Raw genomic sequence first — 21100 nt, 5'->3', positions numbered from 1 at the left:
CGGGAGTACCCGCGAAGCGAGGAGGTCTCGACATGCCATCGACCCCGGGCCTGAAACGGCTCGACGACGCGTCCACCGACGAGGGGATCCGACTGCTCGGCGAGGTATGCGCCAGTCGGGCCTGGATCGCGGCGGTGCTGGCCGGGCGCCCCTACGCGGATCCGGAAGCGCTGTTCGCCGGCTCCGACGCGGCGACCGCCGGGCTCACCACCGACGATCTGCGGGAGGCGATCGACGGACACGCCGTGATCGGGCGCCCCCGGCACGACGATCCGCGGTCCGCCCGCGAACAGGCGGGCGTACGGCAGGCGGACGACACACTGTCGGCCGACCTGCGGGCCGGGAACAGCGCGTACCGGGACCGGTTCGGTCGGGTCTTCCTGACCTGCGCGAGCGGACGCGGCGGCGCGGAGATCCTGGCCGAACTGCGCCACCGACTCGACAACGACCCGGCATCCGAGTGGGAGGTCACCCGCGAGGAGTTGCGGAAGATCAACCGCCTGCGCCTGGAAGGGCTGATCTCCGCGTGATCTCCACCCACATCCTCGACACCAGCGAGGGGCGCCCGGCCCCCGGCGTCCCCGTCGAGTTGTCCCGACGCGCCGCCGACGGCACCTGGATCGTGCTCGGCACGTCCGCGACGAACGCCGACGGCCGCTGCCCGGACCTGCCGGCGCTCGGCGTCGACCCGGCCGCCGGCCCCGTCGACGTACGCCTGGTCTTCGACGTCGGCGCCTACCGCCGCGCCCGCGGCGAGACGCCGTTCTTCCCCGAGGTGCGGGTCGTCTTCACCGCCGACCCCGAAACGCCCTACCACGTACCGCTCTTGCTCAACCCGTACGGATACTCCGTCTATCGAGGGAGCTGACAACATGCCGATGGTGCTCGGCCAGAACCAGTACGGAAAGGCGGAGACCCGCGTCGTCCGGGTCCGCCGCGACACCGAACGGCACGAGGTCAAGGACCTCAACGTCGGAGTCGCGCTCTCGGGCGACCTGTCCGACACCCACCTCACCGGCGGCAACGACAAGGTGCTGCCGACGGACACCATGAAGAACACCGTGTTCGCCTTCGCCCGCGAACACGGCATCGACTCCGCCGAGGCCTACGGGATACGCCTGGCCCGGCACTTCGTCGAATCGCAGCCGTCGATCACCCGGGCCCGGATCCGGATCGAGGAATACCCGTGGAACCGGATCACCTCGGCCCCGGGGCGCGATCGCTTCGTCGGCGCGGACGAGATCCGCCACTCGTTCGTGCGCGACGGGAGCGAGACCCGCACCACCGAGATCGTCTGGGAACACGGACGGGCGCGGGTGATCTCCGGGCTGCAGGACCTGGTCGTGATGAACACGACCGCCTCCGAATTCCGGGGCTACCTCAAGGATCGTTACACCACCCTGCAAGAGGCGTACGACCGCATCCTGGCCACCCGGGTCAGCGCCCGCTGGCGGTTCTCCTTCGACGCCTGCGCCGGCGCGAGCGAACCGGACTGGGAACGCTCGTACACGCAGGCGCGCCGGCACCTGCTGGAAGCGTTCGCCGAGACCTACTCCCACTCGCTCCAGCAGAGCCTGTACGCGATGGCCGACCGGGTGTTGACCCACCGGCACGAGGTGGACGAGGTCCGCCTGTCGCTGCCGAACAAGCACCACTTCCTCGTCGACATGGAGCAGTTGGGCATCAACAACGACAAGGAGGTGTACTACGCCGCCGATCGGCCCTACGGTCTGATCGAGGGCACGGTGCACCGCGAGGGTGTCACTCCACTGATCCCGGTGGACTGAACCCGCCGACCCGCCGACCGATCGAACTCCCGACCGGTCGAGCGCGCACGGCACGAGCGGCGCGTCACTTCCCCGGAGGATTCTTCGTCCGCCGTCCCGCCTCCGGGGCCCTCGCGCAGCACCAGACGGCGGTACGTCGCCGTCCGGACCGCTGCCGCGAAGGAACCGCCCCATGTCTGTCGACAGTTCCACCCGCTCCGCCGGCGCCATCGACACCACCGCGCCCGGGCGCATCGTGATCGAGAACTGCGCGATCGCCACCGTCGACGCCCGGGACACCGAGTACGACCGCGGCCACGTCGTGGTCGCCGGCAATCGCATCGAGGCGGTCGGCGCCGGGCCCGCCCCCGCGGGCACGGAACGGGTCGTGCGCCGAATAGACGGGACCGGGCACCTGGTCACCCCGGGCCTGGTCAACACCCACCACCACTTCTACCAATGGATCACGCGCGGCCTCGCACAGGAGTGCAACCTCTTCGACTGGCTCGTCACGCTCTACCCCGTCTGGGCGGGGATCGACGACGAGATGTGCTACGCCGCGGCGCAGGGTTCGGCCGCCGCGCTGCTGCGTTCGGGCTGCACCACCTCCACCGACCACGCCTACGTCTTCCCCAAGGGCGGCGGCGACATCCTGGGCGCGGAGATCCGCGCGCTGGCCGAGTTGGGCATGCGGTTTCAACCCGCCCGGGGGTCGATGGACCTGGGCACTTCGCAGGGGGGACTGCCGCCGGACGCGTGCGTCGAGGACACCGACGCGGCGCTCGCCGCGACCGCCGAGGCGATCGACCGCTGGCACGACCCGTCCTTCGACGCGATGGTCCGGGTCACCGCCGCCCCCTGCTCGCCGTTCTCGGTGACCCCCGAACTTCTGCGTGGAGCAGCCGAGTTGGCCCGCGCCAAGGGGGTGCGGCTGCACACCCACGGCGCCGAGACGGTGCAGGAGGAGGCGTTCTGCCGGGAACGATTCGGCATGGGGCCGACCGACTACCTGGAGAGCCTGGGCTGGTTGGGCGAGGACGTGTGGATGGCGCACTGCGTCCACATGGACGACTCGGACATCGCCAAGTTCGCCGCCACCGGCACCGGTGTGGCGCACTGCCCCTCCTCCAACGCCCGGCTCGCGGCGGGCGTCGCCCGGATACCGGACATGCTGGCCGCCGGCGTCCCGGTGGGCCTCGGAGTGGACGGCGCCGCCTCCAACGAGTCGGGGGAACTGGGTACCGAACTGCGCAACGCGCTGCTGATCGCCCGACTGCGCGGCGGCCCGGGCGCGTTGACGGCCCGTCAGGCGTTGCGCCTGGGGACCGCGGGCGGCGCGAAGGTACTCGGCCGCGAGCACGAGATCGGCTCCCTGGAAGCGGGCAAGCTCGCCGACCTGGCCATGTGGCGGGTGGACGACGTGCTGCACTCGGGCATCGCCGACCCGGTGGCCGCGCTGGTTCTGGGCGCCGCCGCCCCGCTGACCCTGCTGCTCGTGAACGGCCGCGAGGTGGTCGAGCAGGGCCGGCTGTCCCGGGTGGACGAGGAGGAGATAGCCCGCAACGTGGGCCGGGCGGCGGCCCGACTGCGCGCGAAGCAGCGCCCCTCGGCGGGCGGAAGGTCAGTCCCGGGCCACTGACGCCTTGGCCACCAGCGCCAGCGGTACCGTCGCGCACTGCGTCGCGGAGGCCACCGTCATGGTCCGCACCCCGGTCCGCCCGGCGATGTCCACCAGGCGGGCCGCGTCGCACACGTGGGGCCGGGCGTGCGGGACGTCCCGGGCGCAGGTGGCCGCGTCGACGAAGGCGGGCAACCACGGCTTCCCGTCCTGCCCATGGATGAAGACCACCGACTCGGTGTCGTCGATCGCCACCACCACCCCGCCGGCCACGATCGCGGCGAGCAGGTCGGCGGGGTCGATGTCCCCGTCGGTGTCCTCCAGGACGGCGGCCAGGGCGGCGTTCTCGGCAGTCATACCGTGATCATATGGGCGCCGCCGAGGCGTTTCGCCCACGCGTCGCGCCCGCGCCCGGACCGCCGGTCGGACCCTACGCCTCGCGCCCGAGTGTGCGCAGGTAGGCCCGCCATCCGCCGAACTCGGTGATCTCCTTGTGCCGGCCGGACTGCGACTCGCCGCGGCGCAGGATCATCGAGAAGCAGGCCGAGCCGTCCTCCAGCTCGATGATCCCGAACTCCAACTCCGGCGGTTCGGTCGGCAGCAGGTTGTCCCGCAACACCGCGTCGGGAACCTCGTACACCTCACCCGCGATCCGCGCCTCGCTCGTCGGGTCGGGCAGCAGTCCCGGACAGCGGTCGCCGATCGAGAAGAAGCGGTATCCGGGAGCGGTGCGGGTCCGGGCGACCAGCGGCGCGCCCTCCAGGTGGTGGTGGAACGGTCCACCCTCCATCGCCTGACCGTTGAGGAACATGCGTGCCATCGGCTGTCTCCTGTTCGGAAATCGGCTGGGGTGCGGGGAGAGGGGGCGAAACGGCCGGGCCCGTCCGATCGGACGCGCCCCACGACCGCCGGGATGGACCCGGCCGTTCCGCGTTTCCGGGGGATGGACGAACGGCTCGACTCAGTCGAGGAGTTCGCATCCCGGCAGGGTGAGGAAGTCGACGAACTCCTCGGCGAGGGCGACCCGCAGGAACAGCTCGCGCGCGTCCGTCCAGCGGCCCGCGTCGAAGGTCCGGTCGCCCAAGTCCTCGCGCAGCGCGCCCAGTTCCTCGACGACCAGGCGCCGGACCAGGTCCGCGGTCACCTTCTCGCCGGTGTCCGAGAGCACCACGCCGTTGTTGATCCACTGCCACACCTGGGAGCGGGAGATCTCCGCGGTGGCGACGTCCTCCATCAGGCCGAACACGGCGACCGCGCCGTAGCCGCGCAGCCACGCCTCCAGGTAGCGCAGGCCCACACCGACCGCGCCGTGCAGCCCGGCACCGGTCGGCGAGCCCTGGGCGGAGGCCACGTCGAGCAGTTGATCCGCCGTCACCTCGACCTCGTCGCGGGTGCGTTCGAGCTGGTTCGGCCGATCGCCGAGCACCGCGTCGAACGCCTCGCGGCACACCGGGACCAGGTCGGGGTGGGCCACCCACGACCCGTCGAAGCCGTCTCCGGCCTCACGATCCTTGTCGTCGCGCACCTTCGCCAACGCCGCGGCGTTGGCCGCCGCGTCCCGACGGGAGGGGATCACCGCCGCCATCCCGCCGATGGCGTGCGCGCCGCGCCGGTGGCAGGTGCGCACCAGGAGTTCGGTGTACGCGCGCATGAACGGCGCGGTCATGGTCACCGCGTTGCGGTCGGGCAGCACGAACGCGTCGCCCGCGTCCCGGAAGTTCTTCACGATGCTGAACAGGTAGTCCCACCGGCCGGCGTTCAACCCCGAGGCGTGCTCGCGCAGTTCGTACAGGATCTCGTCCATCTCGAACGCGGCGGTGACCGTCTCGATCAGCACGGTGGCCCGGATCGTGCCGCGCGGGATGTCGAGCAGGTCCTGCGCGTGCAGGAACACGTCGTTCCACAACCGGGCTTCGAGGTGGCTCTCGATCTTGGGCAGGTAGAAGTACGGTCCCAGACCCCGGTCGAGCAGCCGGGCCGCGTTGTGGAAGAAGTACAGCCCGAAGTCGACCAGCGCGCCGGACGCGGGCGCGCCGTCGACCAGGATGTGTCGCTCGTCCAGGTGCCATCCGCGCGGGCGCATCACCACGGTGGCCAGTTCGTCGTCCGGGCGCAGCCGGTAGCTCTTGCCCTCGGCGGTGGCGAAGTCGATCCGCCGGTCGTAGGCGTCGATCAGGTTGAGTTGGTGCGCCACCACGTTGTGCCAGGTGGGCGCGGAGGCGTCCTCGAAGTCGGCGAGCCAGATCCGGGCCCCGGAGTTGAGCGCGTTGATCGTCATCTTGCGGTCGGCCGGTCCGGTGATCTCGACCCGGCGGTCGCGCAGCGCGGGTGGCGCCTCGGCGACCCGCCAGTCGGCGGCGCGCACGTCGGCGGTCTCCGGGAGGAAGTCGAGCCGCCCGGTGCGGGCGATCTCCGCGCGCCGGGCCCGTCGCCGCTCGAGCAGTTCGAGGCGGCGACCGCCGAACCGGCGCTGCAGCGCTGCCACGAAGCGCAGCGCCTCGGGGTCGAGCACTTCGTCCGCCCGCGGCACGAAGCCGCCGGTCGCGCCGCCGTGCTTGACCACGATGGTCGGTGCACTCATGGGTGGCTCTCCTTCGCCGTCGACGTTCTTTTGTAGAGTGGACATTAGTTTCCGGGAAACGGAAGTTCAACAACATGTTGAAATCAGTGTCGGCGAATCTCGTCGAACCGAGTGGTGTCGAACCGAGTGGTGTGGAGGATCGTCGGTGGTCGCGGTCAACGCAGGCAGCAACGGCACGGGCGGCGGCGTCCAGTCCCTGGAACGCGCGTTCGACCTCCTCGAACTGCTCGCCGACGCCGGCGGGGTGCTGACGCTCAGCGAACTCGCCGCGCGTTCGGGACTGCCCATGCCCACGATCCACCGCCTGGTACGCACCCTCGTGTCGCTGGGTTATCTGCGCCAGGACGCGTCGCGCCGCTACACCCTGGGTCCGCGGCTGATCCGGCTGGGCGAGACGGCGGGCCGCCTGCTCGGCAGCTGGGCCCGTCCGTACCTGGCCGAGCTGATGGAGACCACCGGCGAGACCGCCAACCTCGCGGTCCTGGAGGCGGGCGAGGTGGTCTACGTCGGCCAGGTGCCCAGCCGGCACTCGATGCGGATGTTCACCGAGGTCGGCCGCCGGGTGCAACCGCACTGCACCGCGGTGGGCAAGGCGCTGCTGGCCCAATTGCCCGAGGCCGACGCGGCACGGGTGCTCGGCGGTCGCCCGCTGGCCTCGCACACCGAGCACACGGTCACCGATCCCGCCGAACTGCTGGCCCAGTTCCCGACGATCCGGGCCCGGGGCTACGCGATCGACGACCAGGAGCAGGAACTCGGCGTGCGCTGCGTGGCGGTGGTGGTGCCGGGCGCGCCGACCGCGACCGCGCTGTCCATCTCCGGCCCCGAGGCGCGCATCCGGGCGATGGAGGAGGGCTGGATGACCGGCCGCATGCAGGAGATCGCCGTGCGCCTGGGCCGACGCCTCGGCGGCACCGACCCGCTCCCGGAGCCCCCGGCCGCCGACTGAGCCCAGCCGCCGAGAAGTCAGGCCGGCGTCAGGCCGAGCACGGCGCCGGCCACCACCGCCAGGGTCGGCGCCACGCCGTCGGTGTCGCGCAGATGCCGCATCCGGGCCACGTCGTTGATCGCGCTCAACGCCGCGTGCACCCGGATCCGCGCCTCGGCGGCGCCGTACTCCGGCCGGACCGCGCACAGCAGTCGGGTCCACTCCATGAGGTAGTCCGCCCTCGCCTGCCGGGCCCGATGCCGCGCCTGGGTCGGCAGGTGCGAAACCTCCGCGACCAACAACTGCACCAGGTCGCTGCGGTCGACGGAGAAGCGCACATACGACCCCAGCAGTACGCGCAGCGCCGTCTCGGCGTCGTCGGCGCCCGCGAGCGCGCGCGTCATGTCCATCGCCAGCCACTCCAGGCCCCGGGTCACCGCGGCGCACAGCAGGTCGGCCTTGCTCTCGAAGTGGTTGTACACACTGGGGCCGGCGATCCCGGCGGCGGCGCCGATGTCCTCGATGGCCACTCCGGCGTAGCCCTGCTCGGCGAACATCCGCACCGCCGCGCCGAGCAGCGCCTCGCGCCGCGAGCGCAGCGCGATCCCGGCCGGCGCCGGGGCCTCGGCGATCGGCCCCAGCGCCGCCGGATGCGCGGTGACCGCCGCCCGACACAGGTCCACCAGGAGCCGGACGTACTCCGGACGCGGCAGGTCGACCCGGTGGAAGGACGGACTGAGCAGCACCCCGAGGCCGCTGCGGGCCAGCACCTCGCCCTGCCCGGCGGACAGTTGCGGGCGGGCCTTGCGAATCAGCGCGGTGACCACGGCGGTGACCGCGCGCACCTCGCGGTGTACCTCGGCGCGTTCCTCCGGCGGCAACAACCGGCCCTCGCGCTGCCACAACACGCCCACCTCGCGGTGGTCGAGCGTGGCCGCGACCACCGCGCGCAGCACGGTGTCCGGGTCGTCCACGGCGCTGCGGGCCAGCGCGTCGCGCACCGGCGCGATCCCGTCGAGCACGACCTGCAGGAGCAGGCGCTGTTTGCTGCGGAAGTGCCGGTACAGGGCGGAGGGGCCCATGCCCACCGCCTCGGCGATGTCGCTCATCGCCACGTCGGCGTAGCCCCGGCGGTAGAACAGGTCGGCCGCCGCGGCCAGGATCAGTTCGCGTCGATTGCGCGGTCGGGTCCCCCGGGCGGGCGGCACGAGTCCGCCGACCTTGCGCACCGCAGCCGCCATCGCGTACTTCCCTCCGGGATCCGCCCCCGCGCGCCATTGTTCCAGCCGGCCGCCGCCCGCGGCGGCCACGCGCCCAACCGGCCCCGTCCCGATGGAATGGCCCGGGCAGCCGGTCCGCGATGACCGATCCCACGGGGAAGTACACCTAGGCTGCGTCGGTATGACGACCTCACTGATCACCGGTGCCAGTTCAGGGCTCGGTGCCGCGTTCGCCCGGCGGCTCGCCCACGAGGGGCACGACCTCGTCCTGGTCGCGCGCGACCGGGAACGGTTGACCGAATGCGCCCGCGAACTGCGGGAGGAGCACGGCGTGTCGGTGCAGGTGCTGGCCGCCGACCTGTCGCTCGACGAGGGGATCGCCGCCGTCGAGGCCCGCCTGGCCGACCGCGAGGCGCCGGTGGACGTACTGGTCAACAACGCCGGGTTCGGCAGCAGGGGCGGCTTCCTCGCCGTCTCCACCGCGGAGGAGTTGCGCATGCTCAAGGTGCACTGCGAGGCGGTGCTGCGGCTGACCGCCGCCGCGTGTGCGGCGATGCGTGAGCGCGGGCGCGGCTGGGTGGTGAACGTGGCCTCCGTCGCGGCCTTCCTGCCGCGCGGCACGTACGGTGCGAGCAAGGCGTGGGTGGTCAATTTCACCGAGGGCACGGCCAGGGAACTCGCGGGCAGCGGCGTGCGGTTGATGGCGCTGTGCCCGGGCTTCGTGCGGACCGAGTTCCATCTGCGGGCCGGGATGGGCACGTCCAACATCCCCAACTGGATGTGGCTGGACGCCGATCGGGTGGTCGCCGCGGCGATCCGCGACCTGGCCGTGGGCAAGTCGGTCAGCGTGCCGGATCTGCGCTACAAGGCGGTGGTCGCCCTGGCCCGGCTCACCCCGCGCGCCCTGTTCGGCAACGTGTCCACGCGAACCGGTCGGGTGTACGGGCCCACGCGCGGTTAGTCACCTGCCCGGGGCCGCGTCGCCCGCGCTTCGGGCAGGACGCCGAAGACCCCGCCGACGGGTGGTCGGCGGGGTCCTCGGGTGCGTCCGGGCGGGGCGGTGTGTCCGTCACGCCCCTCCCCCGGGTATCCACGAAGTTCTCGGGGCGACGCCCCGGGATCGTCGCCCCGGAGCGGCCGGTCGGTCAGCGACGACGGCCCTTGGGTCGGTCGCTCTTGCCGCGCCGGGCGGCCTTGGGGGCTTCGAGCGTGTCGATCGCCTCGCTCGGCTGCGCCGGGGCGGACTCCGTGCGCTCGGTGTCGGCGAGCAACGGGTTCTTGTTCTTCAGATGCGGTTTCTGCTTCTGCTTGGCCATGACCGTTTCCTCCTGAAGAGAGCCATTGGGCGGTCATCGACCACTCTCACACCGTTCGTGACGGTACGCACGTCGAGCATCACAGGCGGTCATCGGGGGAGTCGAATGACAGCTCGAATCACCTTCTACGATGCCTGGATGCTCCTCGATCCACCCGAGCGCCGGCACCGCCGCCGGGGATACCCCATGCGGCGGATCGGCGTCGCGCTCGCCATAGTCGGCATCGCCTTCGGCACCGTCCGGTGCGCCGAGCCCGCCTGGATGCACAGGGGCGGCAGGACGGCGTCCGCCGGCGGCGTGTCGGCGACCACCGAACCGTCCCAGCCGGCCGCGATGCGCCCGCCCTCGAACACCGCCGAACCGAACGGCTCCTCGGTGATCGACGGTCGCCGGTACGTGCGCTCCCCCGGCGCCGGGATGACCGTGTTCGCGCACCGCGGCGCGCCCACGCTGGCCCCGGAGAACACGCTGCCCTCCGACGAGGCGGCCCGTCGCTCGGGTGCGGACTGGATCGAGAACGACGTGCAGCCGAGCCGGGACGGCGTGCCGCACATCATGCACGACGAGACGGTGGATCGAACCACCGACGGACACGGGCGCATTCGCGATCTGACCTCGGCCCAGCTGGCCGCCCTGGATGCCGGGAAGTGGTTTCGGCCGGAGTTCTCCGGCACGAAGGTGATGACCCTGCGCGGGCAACTCGCCGATCTGCGCTCCCGGGGCGGGCGGCTGCTTTTGGAGATCAAGAATCCGCAGACCCGCGAGGAGATCGCCCGCATCGTCGAGGAGGTTCGTCAAAGCGGCATGTCGAACCGGGTGTTCGTACAGAGTTTCGATCGGGAGTCGTTGCGGATCACCCGCGATCTCGCCCCCGAACTGCCGCTCGGGCTGCTGGGCGACGAGGACGAGGGCGATCCGGTGGCGGTGGCCCGGGAGTTGCGGCTGACCTCGTACAACCCCTCCTACTATCTGGTCGCCAAACATCCCGACCTGGTCCGCCGACTGCACGCGGCCGGCGTCGCGGTGTTCGCGTGGACCCCCGACGACCCGAACGAATGGTCGAAGCTGAACGAGGCGGGGGTGGACGGGATCATCACCAACCGCAGCGCCGACCTGGTCGCGTGGAACCGGCAGCACGCCCCGGGGAAGGGCGCCCGCAGCTGAGCCGAGCCGACGCAACGGCCCGTGAACGGCCCGCGACCGACCCGGAACCCGCTTCCGGACGGGTCGCGGGCCGTGCTGTCCACGGAACCGCGTCGACAAACCCTTTACCTTGTAAGGGCAATGTGACATTTTACTGACGTGAGCCAACTCCGTCCCAGTGATGTCGTCGTCATCGGCGCGGGCGTGGTGGGTGCCGCGTGCGCCCACTTCGCCGCCCGCGCGGGCCTGTCGGTCACCGTGCTCGACCGGGGCCCGGTCGCGGGCGGGACCACCGGCGCGGGTGAGGGAAACCTCCTCGTCTCGGACAAGGAGCCCGGCCCGGAACTCGCGCTGGCCCTGCTCTCGCTCCGCCTGTGGGCCGAACTCGCGGAACGCCGCGACGACTTCGAATACGAGCCCAAGGGCGGCCTGATCGTCGCCCGGACCGAGGCCGAGGCCGCCGCGATGGCGGCGACCGCGGCGGCCCAGCGCGCCTGCGAGGTCACCGCGCACGCGGTCGACGCCGCGCGCCTGCCCGACTACGAGCCGCACCTGTCCCGCGCCGTCGTGGCCGGCACCCACTATCCGCAGGACGCCCAGGTACAACCGGCCCTGGCCGCCGCCTCGATGTTGCGCGCCGACGGCATCCGGCTGCACACCGGGGTCGGCGTCACCGGCTTCCTGCGCGGGCCCGACGGGCGGGTGGTGGGCGTGCGGACCTCGCGGGGCGATCTGTCCGCCGGGGCGGTGGTCAACGCGGCCGGCACCTGGTCCGGCGAGGTGGCCGCGCTCGCCGGGATCACCCTGCCGATCCTGCCGCGCCGGGGCTTCGTGCTGGTCACCGAACCGCTGCCGCCGATCGTGCGGCACAAGGTGTACGCGGCGGCCTATGCCGGGGACGTGGCGAGCGGGGAGGCGGACCTGGCCTCGTCGGCGGTGGTGGAGGGGACCCCGTCCGGGACGGTCCTGATCGGCGCCAGTCGGGAGCGGGTGGGCTTCGACCCCTCGTTCCCGGTGCCGGTGTTGCGCCGACTGGCCGCCCAGGCGATCGAGTTGTTCCCGGTCCTGGCCGATGCCTCGGTGCTGCGCGCCTATCGGGGCTTTCGGCCGTACTGTCCGGACCACCTGCCGGTCGTGGGCCCGGATCCGCGCGCGCCCGGCCTGCTGCACGCGTGTGGCCACGAGGGCGCCGGCGTGGGTCTGGCACCCGCCACCGGCCTGCTGATCGCCCGCACGCTCACCGGGGAGCGCCCCGACCTCGACCTCGCCCCGTTCGCCCCGACCCGCTTCGCGGAGGTAGCCGCGTGACCGACGAAACCGGCCCCGCCCCCCTCGACCGAACCGGCGACGCCGGCTTCCACCTGACCGTGGACGGCCGCCGCATCCCGGTCGAGCCCGGCCAGACGGTCGGCGCCGCGATGCTCGCCGCCGGAATCCGGTCCTGGCGCACCACCCGGTTCGCGGGCAGGCCGCGCGGCCTGTTCTGCGGCATCGGGGTGTGCTTCGACTGCCTGGTCACGGTGGACGGCACGCCGTCGCTGCGCGCCTGCCTGGTGACCGCCCGCCCCGACGACGAGGTGACCACGTCATGAGCCACGAGATGGGCGGCCGCGACGTCCTCCACGACCTCGTCGTCGTCGGCGCCGGGCCGGCCGGTCTCGCCGCCGCCGTCACCGCGGCCGGCTTCGGCCTGCGGGTCGCCGTCCTGGACACGAACGCCCGGGCGGGCGGCCAGTATCACCGGCACCGCGCGGGCCGACCGCCCGCCTGGGCGCCGCTCGCGCGCCTGCACACCGTCGAGCACCTGGCCGAACACCGGGTCTGGGCGGTCGAACGCGGCGACGACCACTTCACCGCGCACGCCGTGGCGGGCGAGCGCGACGGCGTCGCGGTGACCGTGCGCGGCCGCCGGCTGCTCCTGGCCACCGGTGCCTACGACCGGCAACTGCCCTTCCCCGGCTGGGATCTGCCCGGCGTGTTCACCGCCGGCGGCGCGCAGGCCCTGCTCAAGGGCAACGGCGTCGCGCCCGGGCGGCGGGCGGTGGTGGCCGGTACCGGTCCGTTCCTGCTGCCGGTCGCCGTCGGGCTCGCCGACGCGGGTGTGCGGGTGCTCGCGGTCGTCGAGGCGTCGCGCCCCACGCCGCGGGCCGCCGCACTCGCGCCGCACAGCCCCGCGCGGGTGGTCGAGGCCGCGGGATATGCCGCCGCGTTGGCGCGGCGGCGCATCCCGTACCGCACCGGCCGGGCGGTGATCGCCGCGCACGGCGACGGGGGCGCACTGGGCTCGGTCACCGTGGCCCGGCTCGACGCCGACTGGCGGGTGCGGCCCGGGACGGAGCGCGAACTGGCCTGCGACACCCTCGCGGTCGGCTACGGCTTCACCCCGCAGCTCGAACTCGCCGGCCAACTCGGCTGCGCGAGCACCCCCGACGGCTTCGTCGCGGTCGACACGCGCCAGGCCACCGATTTGCCCGGGCTGTACGCCGCCGGCGAGAGCACCGGCATCGGCGGCGCGCAACTCTCGCAGGTAGAGGGCGAGTTGGCCGCGTATGCCGTCGCGGGCCGAACGCCGCCGAAGGCGCTGCTGCGCCGGCGGGCCCGGCTCACCCGCTTCGCCGCCGGGCTGCGCGCGCTCTACCCGATCCGGTCGGGCTGGTCGTCCTGGTCCGACGAGGACACCCCGATCTGCCGCTGCGAGGAGGTGCCGCGCGGCCGGATCGCGGACGCGGCGCGGCACGGCGCGGACGACGTACGCTCGATCAAGCTGCTCACCCGCGCGGGCATGGGCTGGTGTCAGGGCCGCATGTGCGCCGAGGCCACCGCGTGCGTGCTCTCCGACGTGTTGGGCCGGCCGATCGCCGCGCCCGCACCCACCCGTGCGATCGCTGTCCCCATCCGTCTCGGAGATCTCGCCCAAGGAGCCTCATGAGCACAAGCCCGCACCTTCCCGCCCCGGAGACCTCCGCCCCGCGGGACGGCGCCGACCGCAAGCCGTGGCACGGCGTCGTGGTGGCCACCGCCCTGCCGCTGCGCGAGGACCTGTCGGTGGACTTCGACGCGTACGCCGAACACGTCCGGTGGCTCGTGGACTCGGGCTGCGACGGGGTGTGTCCGAACGGATCGCTGGGCGAGTACCAATCGCTCACCCCGGAGGAGCGCGCCCGCGTGGTGCGGGTCGCGGTCGACGCGGTGGGCGGCGACCGGGTGCTCCCGGGCGTGGCGGCGTACGGCGCGGCCGAGTCGCTGCGCTGGACCGAGCAGGCGGCCGAGGCAGGCGCCCGTGCGGTGATGCTGCTTCCGCCGAACTCCTATCGCGCGGACGCCCGTGCGGTGATGGACCACTACCGCACGGTGGCCCGGGCCGGGCTGCCGATCGTGGCCTACAACAACCCGTTCGACACGAAGGTCGACCTGACCCCCCGGCTGCTCGCGGACCTGTACGAGGAAGGTCTCGTGGTCGGCGTCAAGGAGTTCACCGGCGACGTGCGCCGGGCCTACGAGGTGGCCGAACTGGCGCCGGGACTCGACGTGTTGATCGGCAGCGACGATGTCGCCCTGGAGTTCGGGCTGGCCGGCGCGGTGGGCTGGATCGCGGGCTACGCCAACGTCTTTCCGCGGGCGAGCGTGGAGTTGTACCGCGCGGCCGTGCACGGCGACCCGCGTGCGGCGTTGCCGCTGTACCGCCTGTTGCACCCGCTGCTGCGGCTGGACGCGCGCACCGAGTTCGTGCAGTCGATCAAGTTGTCGATGGATCTGGCGGGCCTGCGCGGCGGCCCGTGCCGCGCGCCGAGGCTGCCGCTGACGCCCGAACAGGAAGCCTTCGTCCGGGAATCCACCGAGAAGGCGCTCGCGGAGGGATTGAACTGATGCGTTCCCGACACGTCTACCACGCGGTCGACTCGCACACGGAGGGCATGCCCACCCGGGTGATCACCGGCGGCATCGGGGTGATCCCCGGTGCAACGATGGCCGAGCGGCGCGGCCACTTCATGGCCGAACTGGACCACATCCGCACGCTGTTGATGTACGAGCCGCGGGGGCACGGGGCGATGAGCGGGGCGATCCTGCAACCGCCGACCCGGCCGGACGCCGACTACGGCGTGTTGTTCATCGAGGTATCGGGCTGTCTGCCGATGTGTGGGCACGGCACCATCGGGGTGGCCACCGTCCTGGTCGAGACCGGCATGGTCGAGGTGGTCGAGCCGGTGACCACGGTCCGCCTGGACACCCCGGCTGGGCTCGTGGTCGCCCACGTCGAGGTCCGCGACGGCGCGGCCCGCTCGGTGACCTTGCGCAATGTCCCCGCGTACGCCCACGAGTTGGACGCGACCGTGGACGTGCCGGGGCTCGGCGCGGTCACCTACGACATGGCGTACGGCGGCAACTTCTACGCGATCCTGCCGATCGAGAAGGTCGGCCTGCCGTTCGACCGGGCCGAGGGCCCCCGCATCCTGGAGACCGGTCTCGCGATCATGGCGGCGATCAACGAGCAGGCCAGGCCGGTGCACCCGGAGCAGCCGGAGTTCGCGGGCTGCCACCACGTGCAGTTCCTCGCCCCGGGCTCGGACGCGGCGCTGTCGCGCAACGCGATGGCGATCCACCCCGGTTGGTTCGACCGTTCGCCGTGCGGCACCGGAACCAGCGCGCGGATCGCGCAGTTGGCGGCACGGGGCGAGTTGACGGCGGGGCAGACGTTCGTCAACGAGTCGTTCATCGGGACCCGCTTCCGCGGTCGGATCGTGGCCGAGACGGAGGTCGCCGGGCGGCCGGCGGTGGTGCCGGAGATCACCGGGCGGGCGTGGATCACCGCGACCGCGCAGTATCTGCTCGACCCGGAGGACCCGTTCCCGGCGGGGTTTCGGCTCTGAGGGGGCGGGTGGCCGATCGGTTCCGGCCGGTTCCTCGCTCACCCTCGGTGATCTGCCACACGCGCAGTCGCGATCCCGCCCCAGCGGTGACTGACCGTCAGTAACATGGCGGGAGGAGGCACCATGGACACGGGACACGGAGCGCTTGCGCTGCCGTCCTTCGACGATCGACCGATCCTGCGGGATCGGGTGGCACGAGAGTTGCGCGCGGCGTTGATCGCGGGTGAGATGCGGCCGGGTGTGGTCTATTCCGCGCCCGCGTTGGCCGCTCAGTTCGGCGTATCGCCGACGCCCGTGCGCGAGGCGATGCTCGACCTCGCCAACGAGGGACTGGTCGAAGCCGTCCGCAACAAGGGGTTTCGCGTCACCGAGCTGTCCGACCGCGAGTTGGACGAGTTCACCGAGGTGCGTGCGCTGATCGAGGTTCCGGTGGTGGCCCGCCTCGCGGGCGTGGTCACCCCGGCCCAGACCGCCGCGCTGCGCCCGGTCGCCGAGGAGATCGTCGCGGCGGCGGAGGCGGGCGACCTGATCAGGTACGTGGAGGCGGACCGCCGCTTCCATCTGTCGCTGCTCGCGCTGGCGGGCAACGAACACCTGGTCCGGGTGGTCGGCGATCTGCGCAAACGCTCGCGCCTGTACGGGCTGTCCCGGCTCGCGCGCGGTGGCCGACTCGCCGCGTCCGCCGCCGAACACCTCGAACTGCTCGACGCGCTCGACAGCGGCGACCCGGCCGCGGCCGAGCAGGTGATGGCCCGGCACATCGGCCACGTCCGCAACCTGTGGGCGGGGCCGGAGCGGGAGGGCTAGGCACGTGCCCGGGGCGGCCCCGGCGCCGGTCGGCGGATCGACCCGTCGGGACACGCATGGTCGAGGGCGCGCTGTGGCATTCCATCGGAGGAGAGTGCTTGTCGTCCTGCCGCATCGGGAAGATTGCTGCGGCAGGGTTCTGCGGACGGGACACTTCGTCCCGCCGGTCGCCCGGTCGGTCCGGGGTCGTTTCGCGGGATCCCGTGCGGCGAAAGGTGTCAGTCATGGTCGATGGCCCGGTGCCCGACGATCCGCAGTCGGACGGCGCGCAGTCGGACGGCGCGCAATCGGATGAGGCGCGGGCCGGTGAGGCGCAGGCCGCCGGGCCCTTCGCCGCGTTTCAGGACTCGATCTATCTCGACGGGCTGCTGACCGGAGAGCCGCCCGCGTACCCGACGGGCGCGAGCGCGCTGGAGGAGGCCGCGCGCGAACGGCTCGATCCGGGGCCGCGCGGCTACGTTCTGGGCGGCGCGGGCGGCGGCGCGACGATGCGGGCCAACCGGGAGGCGTTCGAGCGGCGCCGGATCGTCCCGCGCATGTTGCGGGACGTGGGCACCCGGGATCTGTCCTGCTCGGTATTGGGCACGGAGTCGCCCGCGCCGGTGCTGCTCGGGCCGGTCGGCGTGCAGTCGATCGTGCATCCCGAGGGCGAGTTGGCGACCGCGCGGGCGGCGGCCGGGCTCGGGCTGCCGATGGTGTTGAGCACCGCGTCGTCGTACTCCCTGGAGGAGGTCGCCGCCGCGTCCGGCTCGGGCCCGCGGTGGTTCCAGCTCTATTGGCCGCGTGACGACGACGTGACGATCAGCCTGCTCGCCCGGGCGCGGGCGGCCGGTTACACCGTGCTCGTGGTCACCCTGGACACCTGGTACCTGGGATGGCGGCCGACCGACCTGGACCGGGCGTACCTGCCCTTCCTGCGGCACATCGGCCTGGCCAACTACCTGAGCGACCCGGCCTTCCTGGCCGGGTTGAGCCGCCCGATCGCCGAGGACCCGACGGCCGCGATCGTGCACTGGGCCGGAATGTTCTCCGACCCGACCAAAACCTGGTCCGACCTGGCCTTCCTCCGCGACAACTGGATCGGCCCGATCGTCCTCAAGGGCGTCCTCCACCCCGACGATGCCCGAAAGGCGCGCGACACAGGGCTGAACGGCATCGTGGTCGGCAACCACGGCGGCCGCCAACTGGACGGCGCCATCGGGGCATTGGACGCTCTCCCGGAGATCGCGACAGCAGTGGGCGACGACTTGACGGTCCTCTTCGACAGCGGCGTACGCACCGGCACCGACATCCTCAAGGCCCTGGCCCTGGGCGCCCGCGCGGTACTCCTGGGCCGCCCCTACATCTACGGCCTGGCCCTGGGCGGCGAACCCGGCATCACCCACGTACTCCGCTGCCTACTGGCCGAGTTCGACCTATCCATGGCCCTATCCGGCCACACCCACCTCAACGACCTGAACCCCAAAATCCTGACCTGACCCCCAACCGCCCCCACCCATCCGGCGACACTTCGTCGCACAAGCCGACCAACCCCTCAGCCCGTCCGGCGTTCGAGGACAACCGCAGGGCCGGCCCGGTCGAACCCGGGTCACCTCGCCGGCGACACTGTCGCCCCCCGATTACCCCGTTTTGCCCGCCCCTCTCGGATACCCTCCGCGCATGATCACGCCCGGATCGAGAGGACCCACCCCGTGACCAACCCCGCGCGCCCCGCCGCAATCCTGCGCCGCATGACCTCGCGCAGTTCCACGGAGCCGCACCGCGCGTCCACGCCGTTGGAGTTGTTCTTCGACCTGACCTTCGTGGTAGCCGTCGCACAAGCCGGCAGCCGCCTGGTGCACTCGCTCGCGGAGGGCCACCCCGGGCACGGGATCGCGGGATACCTGCTCGTGTTCTTCGCGATCTGGTGGGCGTGGGTCAACTTCACCTGGTTCGCCTCCGCATACGACTGCGACGACCCGCTGTACCGCGTCGCCACACTCGTCCAGATCACCGGTGTCCTGGTCCTGGCCGCCGGCGTCCCGCGCGCGTTCGAGAACAGCGACTACACCGTCGCCATCGTCGGCTACCTGATCATGCGCCTCGCGCTGACCTTCCAGTGGCTGCGCGCGGCCCACGACGAGACCGACCCGGCGGCCCGCCGCACCGCGCTGCGCTACGCGGCCGGCCTGGTGCTGGTCCAGATCGGCTGGGTCGTGCTGCTGCTCCTGCCCGACGCCGCGTGGAACTGGGGCTTCCCACCGCTGGCGATCGCCGAGATGGCGGTGCCGGCCATCGCCGAACGCCGACACCCCACCACCTGGCATCCGCATCACATCGCCGAGCGCTACGGCCTGTTCACCATCATCATGCTCGGCGAGAGCGTGTCCGCCGCGACCGTCGCGATCCAGACCGCGCTCGACGACCAGGCCGCGCTGGACGAGTTGTTGCCGATCGCCGCCGGCGGGCTCCTGATCGTGTTCGCGGCCTATTGGATCTACTTCGCGGCGCCGATCCACGAATACCTCGAGTCCGGTCAGCAGGCGTTCCTGTGGGGATACGGCCACTACGTGATCTTCGGCTCCGCCGCCGCGATCGGGGCCGGTCTGGAAGTCGCCGTCGAGCAGGCCGTCGGCGAGGCGCACATCTCCGACCTCGCCGCCGCGGCGAGCGTCACGATCCCCGCGGGGCTGTTCCTGGTCGCCACGTGGGCGCTGCACGCCCGCCACCACAAGCGCGGCGCCGCCCAGCAGGTACTGCTGCCGGCCGCCGCGGTACTGGTCCTGGCCTGCACGTTCCTGGGCGAGGCGGCGGTGCCGGCGGCCGGAGCGGTGGCGGCGCTGACCGTCGCCGCGGGGGTGGCGTTGTCCGCCCGCCAGGGCGAGGGCGCCGGCGACGTCGACCCGCACGGGGAGCGGGTGTCCGAGGCCGACTGAGTCCGCGGCGTCCGGCTAACCCGCCGTCAGGCGCCGTGCGGGAACCGAAGGTTCGGGCGGGAGGAGCGGACCGCCGGACCACTGCTGGAAGATCAGCATCGTGTGCACCTGGGTCACCTCGGTGCGCGCCGTGAATCCGTCCACCACCAACCGTTGCAGCCCGGTCGCGTCGGCGACCGCGACGTGCACGAGGAAGTCGTCGGGACCCGCGAGGTGGTACAGCGCGCGGGTCTCCGGCAACTTCAGCACATGCCCGACGAACGGGTTGAGCACCGCGCGGTGATGGGGCCGTACCCGCACCGCGAGCATCGCCTGCAGCGGTCGTCCGAGCGCGGCCGCGTCCACCTCCACCGTCGCACCCTTCACCACCCCGGCGGCGCGCATCCGAGCCACCCGGTCCAGGCAGGTCGAGGGCGCTATGCCGACCTCGGCCGCGAGCGCCTTGTTGCTGATCCGGGCATCGTTCTGAAGGGCCCGGAGAATGCCGAGATCGGTCGGATCAAGGGCGATGGATTGGCTCATCCGGCGATGATAATTCGGTGTCCGGACGGATTCTCCGGAGTCCACTCCAGGATGACGTCCATGGACCTTCGACCGGACTCCCCCGCCACCGCCGGCCGCACCGACACCGCGCCCGCCGGCGCCACCCCTGCCGGCGCCGCCTCTGCCGGCTCCACCCCCACCGGCTCCACCCCCGCCGGACCCGTCGCGCGGCACACGTTGGAGACCCGCGCGGTACACGCCGGCCGCGACGACCTGGCCGCGCTGGGCGTACACGCCGTGCCGATCGACCTGTCGACCACCTATCCCCTTTCGGACCTGCCGGCGGCGGCGCTCGCCCTGGACGCCTACGCGGAGGGCGAGTTGCCCGACGGCTCGGCGATCTACGGTCGGCTGACCAATCCGACCGTGCGCCGCTTCGAGCAGGCGCTCGCCGAACTGGAGGGCTGCGCCGACGCGGTGGCGTTCGCGACCGGCATGGCGGCGGTCACCGCGTGCCTGCTCGCCGCCGCCGCGCAGGGCCGACGGCACGTGGTCGCGGTCCGGCCGCTGTACGGCACCACCGACCACCTGCTCTCCGGCGGCCTGCTCGGCACCGAGGTCACCTGGGTCGAACCGGACGGCGTGGCCGCGGCGTTGCGACCCGACACGGGTCTGGTCATGGTCGAGACACCGGCCAATCCGACGCTGGCCGAACTCGATCTGGTCGAACTCGCGGCGCAGGCGGGCGAGATACCGCTGTTGGTGGACAACACGTTCGCCACGCCGATCCTGCAGCGGCCTGCCTCCTCGGGTGCCCGTCTGGTCCTGCACAGTGCGACCAAGTTCCTCGGCGGACACGGTGACGTGCTCGGCGGTGTGGTGGCCTGTGATCCGCAGTGGGCCAAGGCGCTGCGGCAAATCCGGTTCGCGACGGGGGCGTTGCTGCACCCGCTGGCGGGCTATCTGCTGCTGCGCGGCCTCGCGACCCTGCCGATCCGCGTCGCCAGGGCCTCCGCGACGGCCGCCGCGCTGGCCGCCCGACTGGCGGCGCACCCGGCGGTGGCGCGCGTGCACTATCCGAGCATCGGCGGCGCGCTGATCGCCTTCGAACCGACCGGCGACCCGATCCGGCTGGTCGGCGCGCTCCGCCTGATCACCCCCGCCGTGAGCCTCGGTGGCGTCGACACCCTCATCCAGCACCCGGCTTCGCTGACCCACCGGGTCATCGACGACGCGGCGCGCGCCGAAGGCGACATCGGCCCGCACCTGCTCCGCCTGTCGATCGGCCTGGAACACGAGGCGGACCTGTGGGCGGACCTGTCGGCGGCGCTGGACCGGATGGGCGGGCGGCAGGTCGGGGCAGCGCCGGCTCCGGACGCCGGGGTCGGGGCGGGTGACGGCGCGCCGGGCGCGGCGCTGTGGCCGGTGGGGGTCTGAGGGGACGGAGGCGGGGGC

22 protein-coding genes are annotated in these 21100 nt (G+C 72.5%); 16 read left to right on the top strand and 6 right to left on the bottom strand.

The window, feature by feature from the left end; all coding sequences use genetic code 11:
- Positions 1 to 32 precede the first annotated feature (32 nt).
- The 4 genes from uraD (at position 33) to B4N89_RS25070 (ending at position 3405) form a co-directional block, all read left to right on the top strand.
- A complete protein-coding gene (gene uraD / locus B4N89_RS25085; protein ID WP_078978071.1) occupies positions 33 to 530 on the top strand; it encodes a 2-oxo-4-hydroxy-4-carboxy-5-ureidoimidazoline decarboxylase in 498 nt (165 codons plus the stop codon).
- Entirely contained in the window at positions 527 to 868 is a 342-nt protein-coding gene (uraH, locus tag B4N89_RS25080; RefSeq protein ID WP_078978070.1) for a hydroxyisourate hydrolase, read from the top strand. The genes uraD and uraH overlap by 4 nt, the downstream gene beginning before the upstream one ends.
- 4 nt (positions 869 to 872) lie before the next feature.
- Positions 873 to 1787 (top strand): factor-independent urate hydroxylase, encoded by a 915-nt coding sequence (gene pucL, locus B4N89_RS25075; protein WP_078978069.1) that lies wholly within the window; start codon positions 873 to 875, stop codon positions 1785 to 1787.
- A gap of 172 nt (positions 1788 to 1959) precedes the next feature.
- Complete coding sequence (locus B4N89_RS25070; RefSeq protein WP_078978068.1) at positions 1960 to 3405, top strand: 8-oxoguanine deaminase; 1446 nt, start codon at positions 1960 to 1962, stop codon at positions 3403 to 3405.
- On the opposite strand, the gene B4N89_RS25065 is transcribed toward B4N89_RS25070, so the two are convergent.
- The 3 genes from B4N89_RS25065 to aceB form a co-directional block, all read right to left on the bottom strand.
- Positions 3388 to 3741 carry an SseB family protein gene (locus B4N89_RS25065; protein WP_078978067.1) on the bottom strand — a complete coding sequence of 118 codons (354 nt, stop codon included), beginning with the start codon at positions 3739 to 3741 and terminating at the stop codon, positions 3388 to 3390. The two genes, B4N89_RS25070 and B4N89_RS25065, sit on opposite strands and share 18 nt — an antisense overlap.
- A 73-nt stretch (positions 3742 to 3814) precedes the next feature.
- Positions 3815 to 4204 (bottom strand): allophanate hydrolase-related protein, encoded by a 390-nt coding sequence (locus tag B4N89_RS25060; RefSeq protein ID WP_078978066.1) that lies wholly within the window; start codon positions 4202 to 4204, stop codon positions 3815 to 3817.
- Between the two features lie 141 nt (positions 4205 to 4345).
- Positions 4346 to 5965 carry a malate synthase A gene (gene aceB / locus B4N89_RS25055; RefSeq protein WP_078978065.1) on the bottom strand — a complete coding sequence of 540 codons (1620 nt, stop codon included), beginning with the start codon at positions 5963 to 5965 and terminating at the stop codon, positions 4346 to 4348.
- Between the two features lie 145 nt (positions 5966 to 6110).
- Here aceB and B4N89_RS25050 point away from each other — a divergent pair, with 145 nt between their 5' ends.
- Positions 6111 to 6914, top strand: a complete 804-nt coding sequence (locus B4N89_RS25050; protein WP_078978064.1) for an IclR family transcriptional regulator — start codon at positions 6111 to 6113, stop codon at positions 6912 to 6914.
- Between the two features lie 17 nt (positions 6915 to 6931).
- On the opposite strand, the gene B4N89_RS25045 is transcribed toward B4N89_RS25050, so the two are convergent.
- Positions 6932 to 8203 (bottom strand): TetR/AcrR family transcriptional regulator, encoded by a 1272-nt coding sequence (locus B4N89_RS25045; RefSeq protein WP_201260902.1) that lies wholly within the window; start codon positions 8201 to 8203, stop codon positions 6932 to 6934.
- A gap of 91 nt (positions 8204 to 8294) precedes the next feature.
- Here B4N89_RS25045 and B4N89_RS25040 point away from each other — a divergent pair, with 91 nt between their 5' ends.
- Positions 8295 to 9074, top strand: a complete 780-nt coding sequence (locus B4N89_RS25040) for an SDR family NAD(P)-dependent oxidoreductase (RefSeq protein ID WP_078978063.1) — start codon at positions 8295 to 8297, stop codon at positions 9072 to 9074.
- A gap of 184 nt (positions 9075 to 9258) precedes the next feature.
- Here the strand turns inward: B4N89_RS25040 and B4N89_RS49940 are convergent, their stop codons facing one another.
- Positions 9259 to 9429 (bottom strand): hypothetical protein, encoded by a 171-nt coding sequence (locus tag B4N89_RS49940; RefSeq protein WP_161500809.1) that lies wholly within the window; start codon positions 9427 to 9429, stop codon positions 9259 to 9261.
- A gap of 105 nt (positions 9430 to 9534) precedes the next feature.
- Between B4N89_RS49940 and B4N89_RS25035 the strand changes: the two genes are divergently transcribed.
- The 9 genes from B4N89_RS25035 to B4N89_RS24995 all read left to right on the top strand — a co-directional run bounded on the left by B4N89_RS25035 (position 9535) and on the right by B4N89_RS24995 (position 19162).
- Positions 9535 to 10593 carry a glycerophosphodiester phosphodiesterase gene (locus tag B4N89_RS25035; RefSeq protein ID WP_235618772.1) on the top strand — a complete coding sequence of 353 codons (1059 nt, stop codon included), beginning with the start codon at positions 9535 to 9537 and terminating at the stop codon, positions 10591 to 10593.
- A 138-nt stretch (positions 10594 to 10731) separates the two neighbouring features.
- Positions 10732 to 11880: an NAD(P)/FAD-dependent oxidoreductase gene (locus tag B4N89_RS25030; protein WP_078978061.1), complete on the top strand. Its 1149-nt coding sequence runs from the start codon at positions 10732 to 10734 to the stop codon at positions 11878 to 11880.
- Positions 11877 to 12164 (top strand): (2Fe-2S)-binding protein, encoded by a 288-nt coding sequence (locus tag B4N89_RS25025; RefSeq protein ID WP_078978060.1) that lies wholly within the window; start codon positions 11877 to 11879, stop codon positions 12162 to 12164. Before B4N89_RS25030 ends, B4N89_RS25025 begins: the two co-directional genes overlap by 4 nt.
- Entirely contained in the window at positions 12161 to 13501 is a 1341-nt protein-coding gene (locus tag B4N89_RS25020; protein ID WP_235618771.1) for an NAD(P)/FAD-dependent oxidoreductase, read from the top strand. Before B4N89_RS25025 ends, B4N89_RS25020 begins: the two co-directional genes overlap by 4 nt.
- Positions 13498 to 14439, top strand: coding sequence for a dihydrodipicolinate synthase family protein (locus tag B4N89_RS25015; protein WP_078978059.1), 942 nt, complete (start codon positions 13498 to 13500; stop codon positions 14437 to 14439). Before B4N89_RS25020 ends, B4N89_RS25015 begins: the two co-directional genes overlap by 4 nt.
- The gene (locus B4N89_RS25010; protein WP_078978058.1) at positions 14439 to 15440 is read left to right on the top strand and encodes a proline racemase family protein; all 1002 of its coding nucleotides are present in this window, start codon (positions 14439 to 14441) and stop codon (positions 15438 to 15440) included. The genes B4N89_RS25015 and B4N89_RS25010 overlap by 1 nt, the downstream gene beginning before the upstream one ends.
- 123 nt (positions 15441 to 15563) lie before the next feature.
- Positions 15564 to 16247, top strand: a complete 684-nt coding sequence (locus B4N89_RS25005; RefSeq protein ID WP_078978057.1) for a GntR family transcriptional regulator — start codon at positions 15564 to 15566, stop codon at positions 16245 to 16247.
- A gap of 224 nt (positions 16248 to 16471) precedes the next feature.
- Positions 16472 to 17725: a lactate 2-monooxygenase gene (locus B4N89_RS25000; RefSeq protein WP_078978056.1), complete on the top strand. Its 1254-nt coding sequence runs from the start codon at positions 16472 to 16474 to the stop codon at positions 17723 to 17725.
- 252 nt (positions 17726 to 17977) lie between these two features.
- Positions 17978 to 19162 (top strand): low temperature requirement protein A, encoded by a 1185-nt coding sequence (locus B4N89_RS24995; RefSeq protein WP_078979607.1) that lies wholly within the window; start codon positions 17978 to 17980, stop codon positions 19160 to 19162.
- A gap of 15 nt (positions 19163 to 19177) precedes the next feature.
- On the opposite strand, the gene B4N89_RS24990 is transcribed toward B4N89_RS24995, so the two are convergent.
- A complete protein-coding gene (locus tag B4N89_RS24990) occupies positions 19178 to 19684 on the bottom strand; it encodes an Lrp/AsnC family transcriptional regulator (RefSeq protein WP_078978055.1) in 507 nt (168 codons plus the stop codon).
- Between the two features lie 60 nt (positions 19685 to 19744).
- Here B4N89_RS24990 and B4N89_RS24985 point away from each other — a divergent pair, with 60 nt between their 5' ends.
- A complete protein-coding gene (locus tag B4N89_RS24985) occupies positions 19745 to 21082 on the top strand; it encodes a trans-sulfuration enzyme family protein (protein ID WP_078979606.1) in 1338 nt (445 codons plus the stop codon).
- The last annotated feature ends 18 nt before the right edge of the window (positions 21083 to 21100 follow it).

It is taken from the genome of Embleya scabrispora, from assembly GCF_002024165.1.
In the GTDB taxonomy this organism is placed as follows: Bacteria; Actinomycetota; Actinomycetes; order Streptomycetales; family Streptomycetaceae; genus Embleya; species Embleya scabrispora_A.
This window is presented reverse-complemented; position numbering and strand designations above follow the sequence as displayed.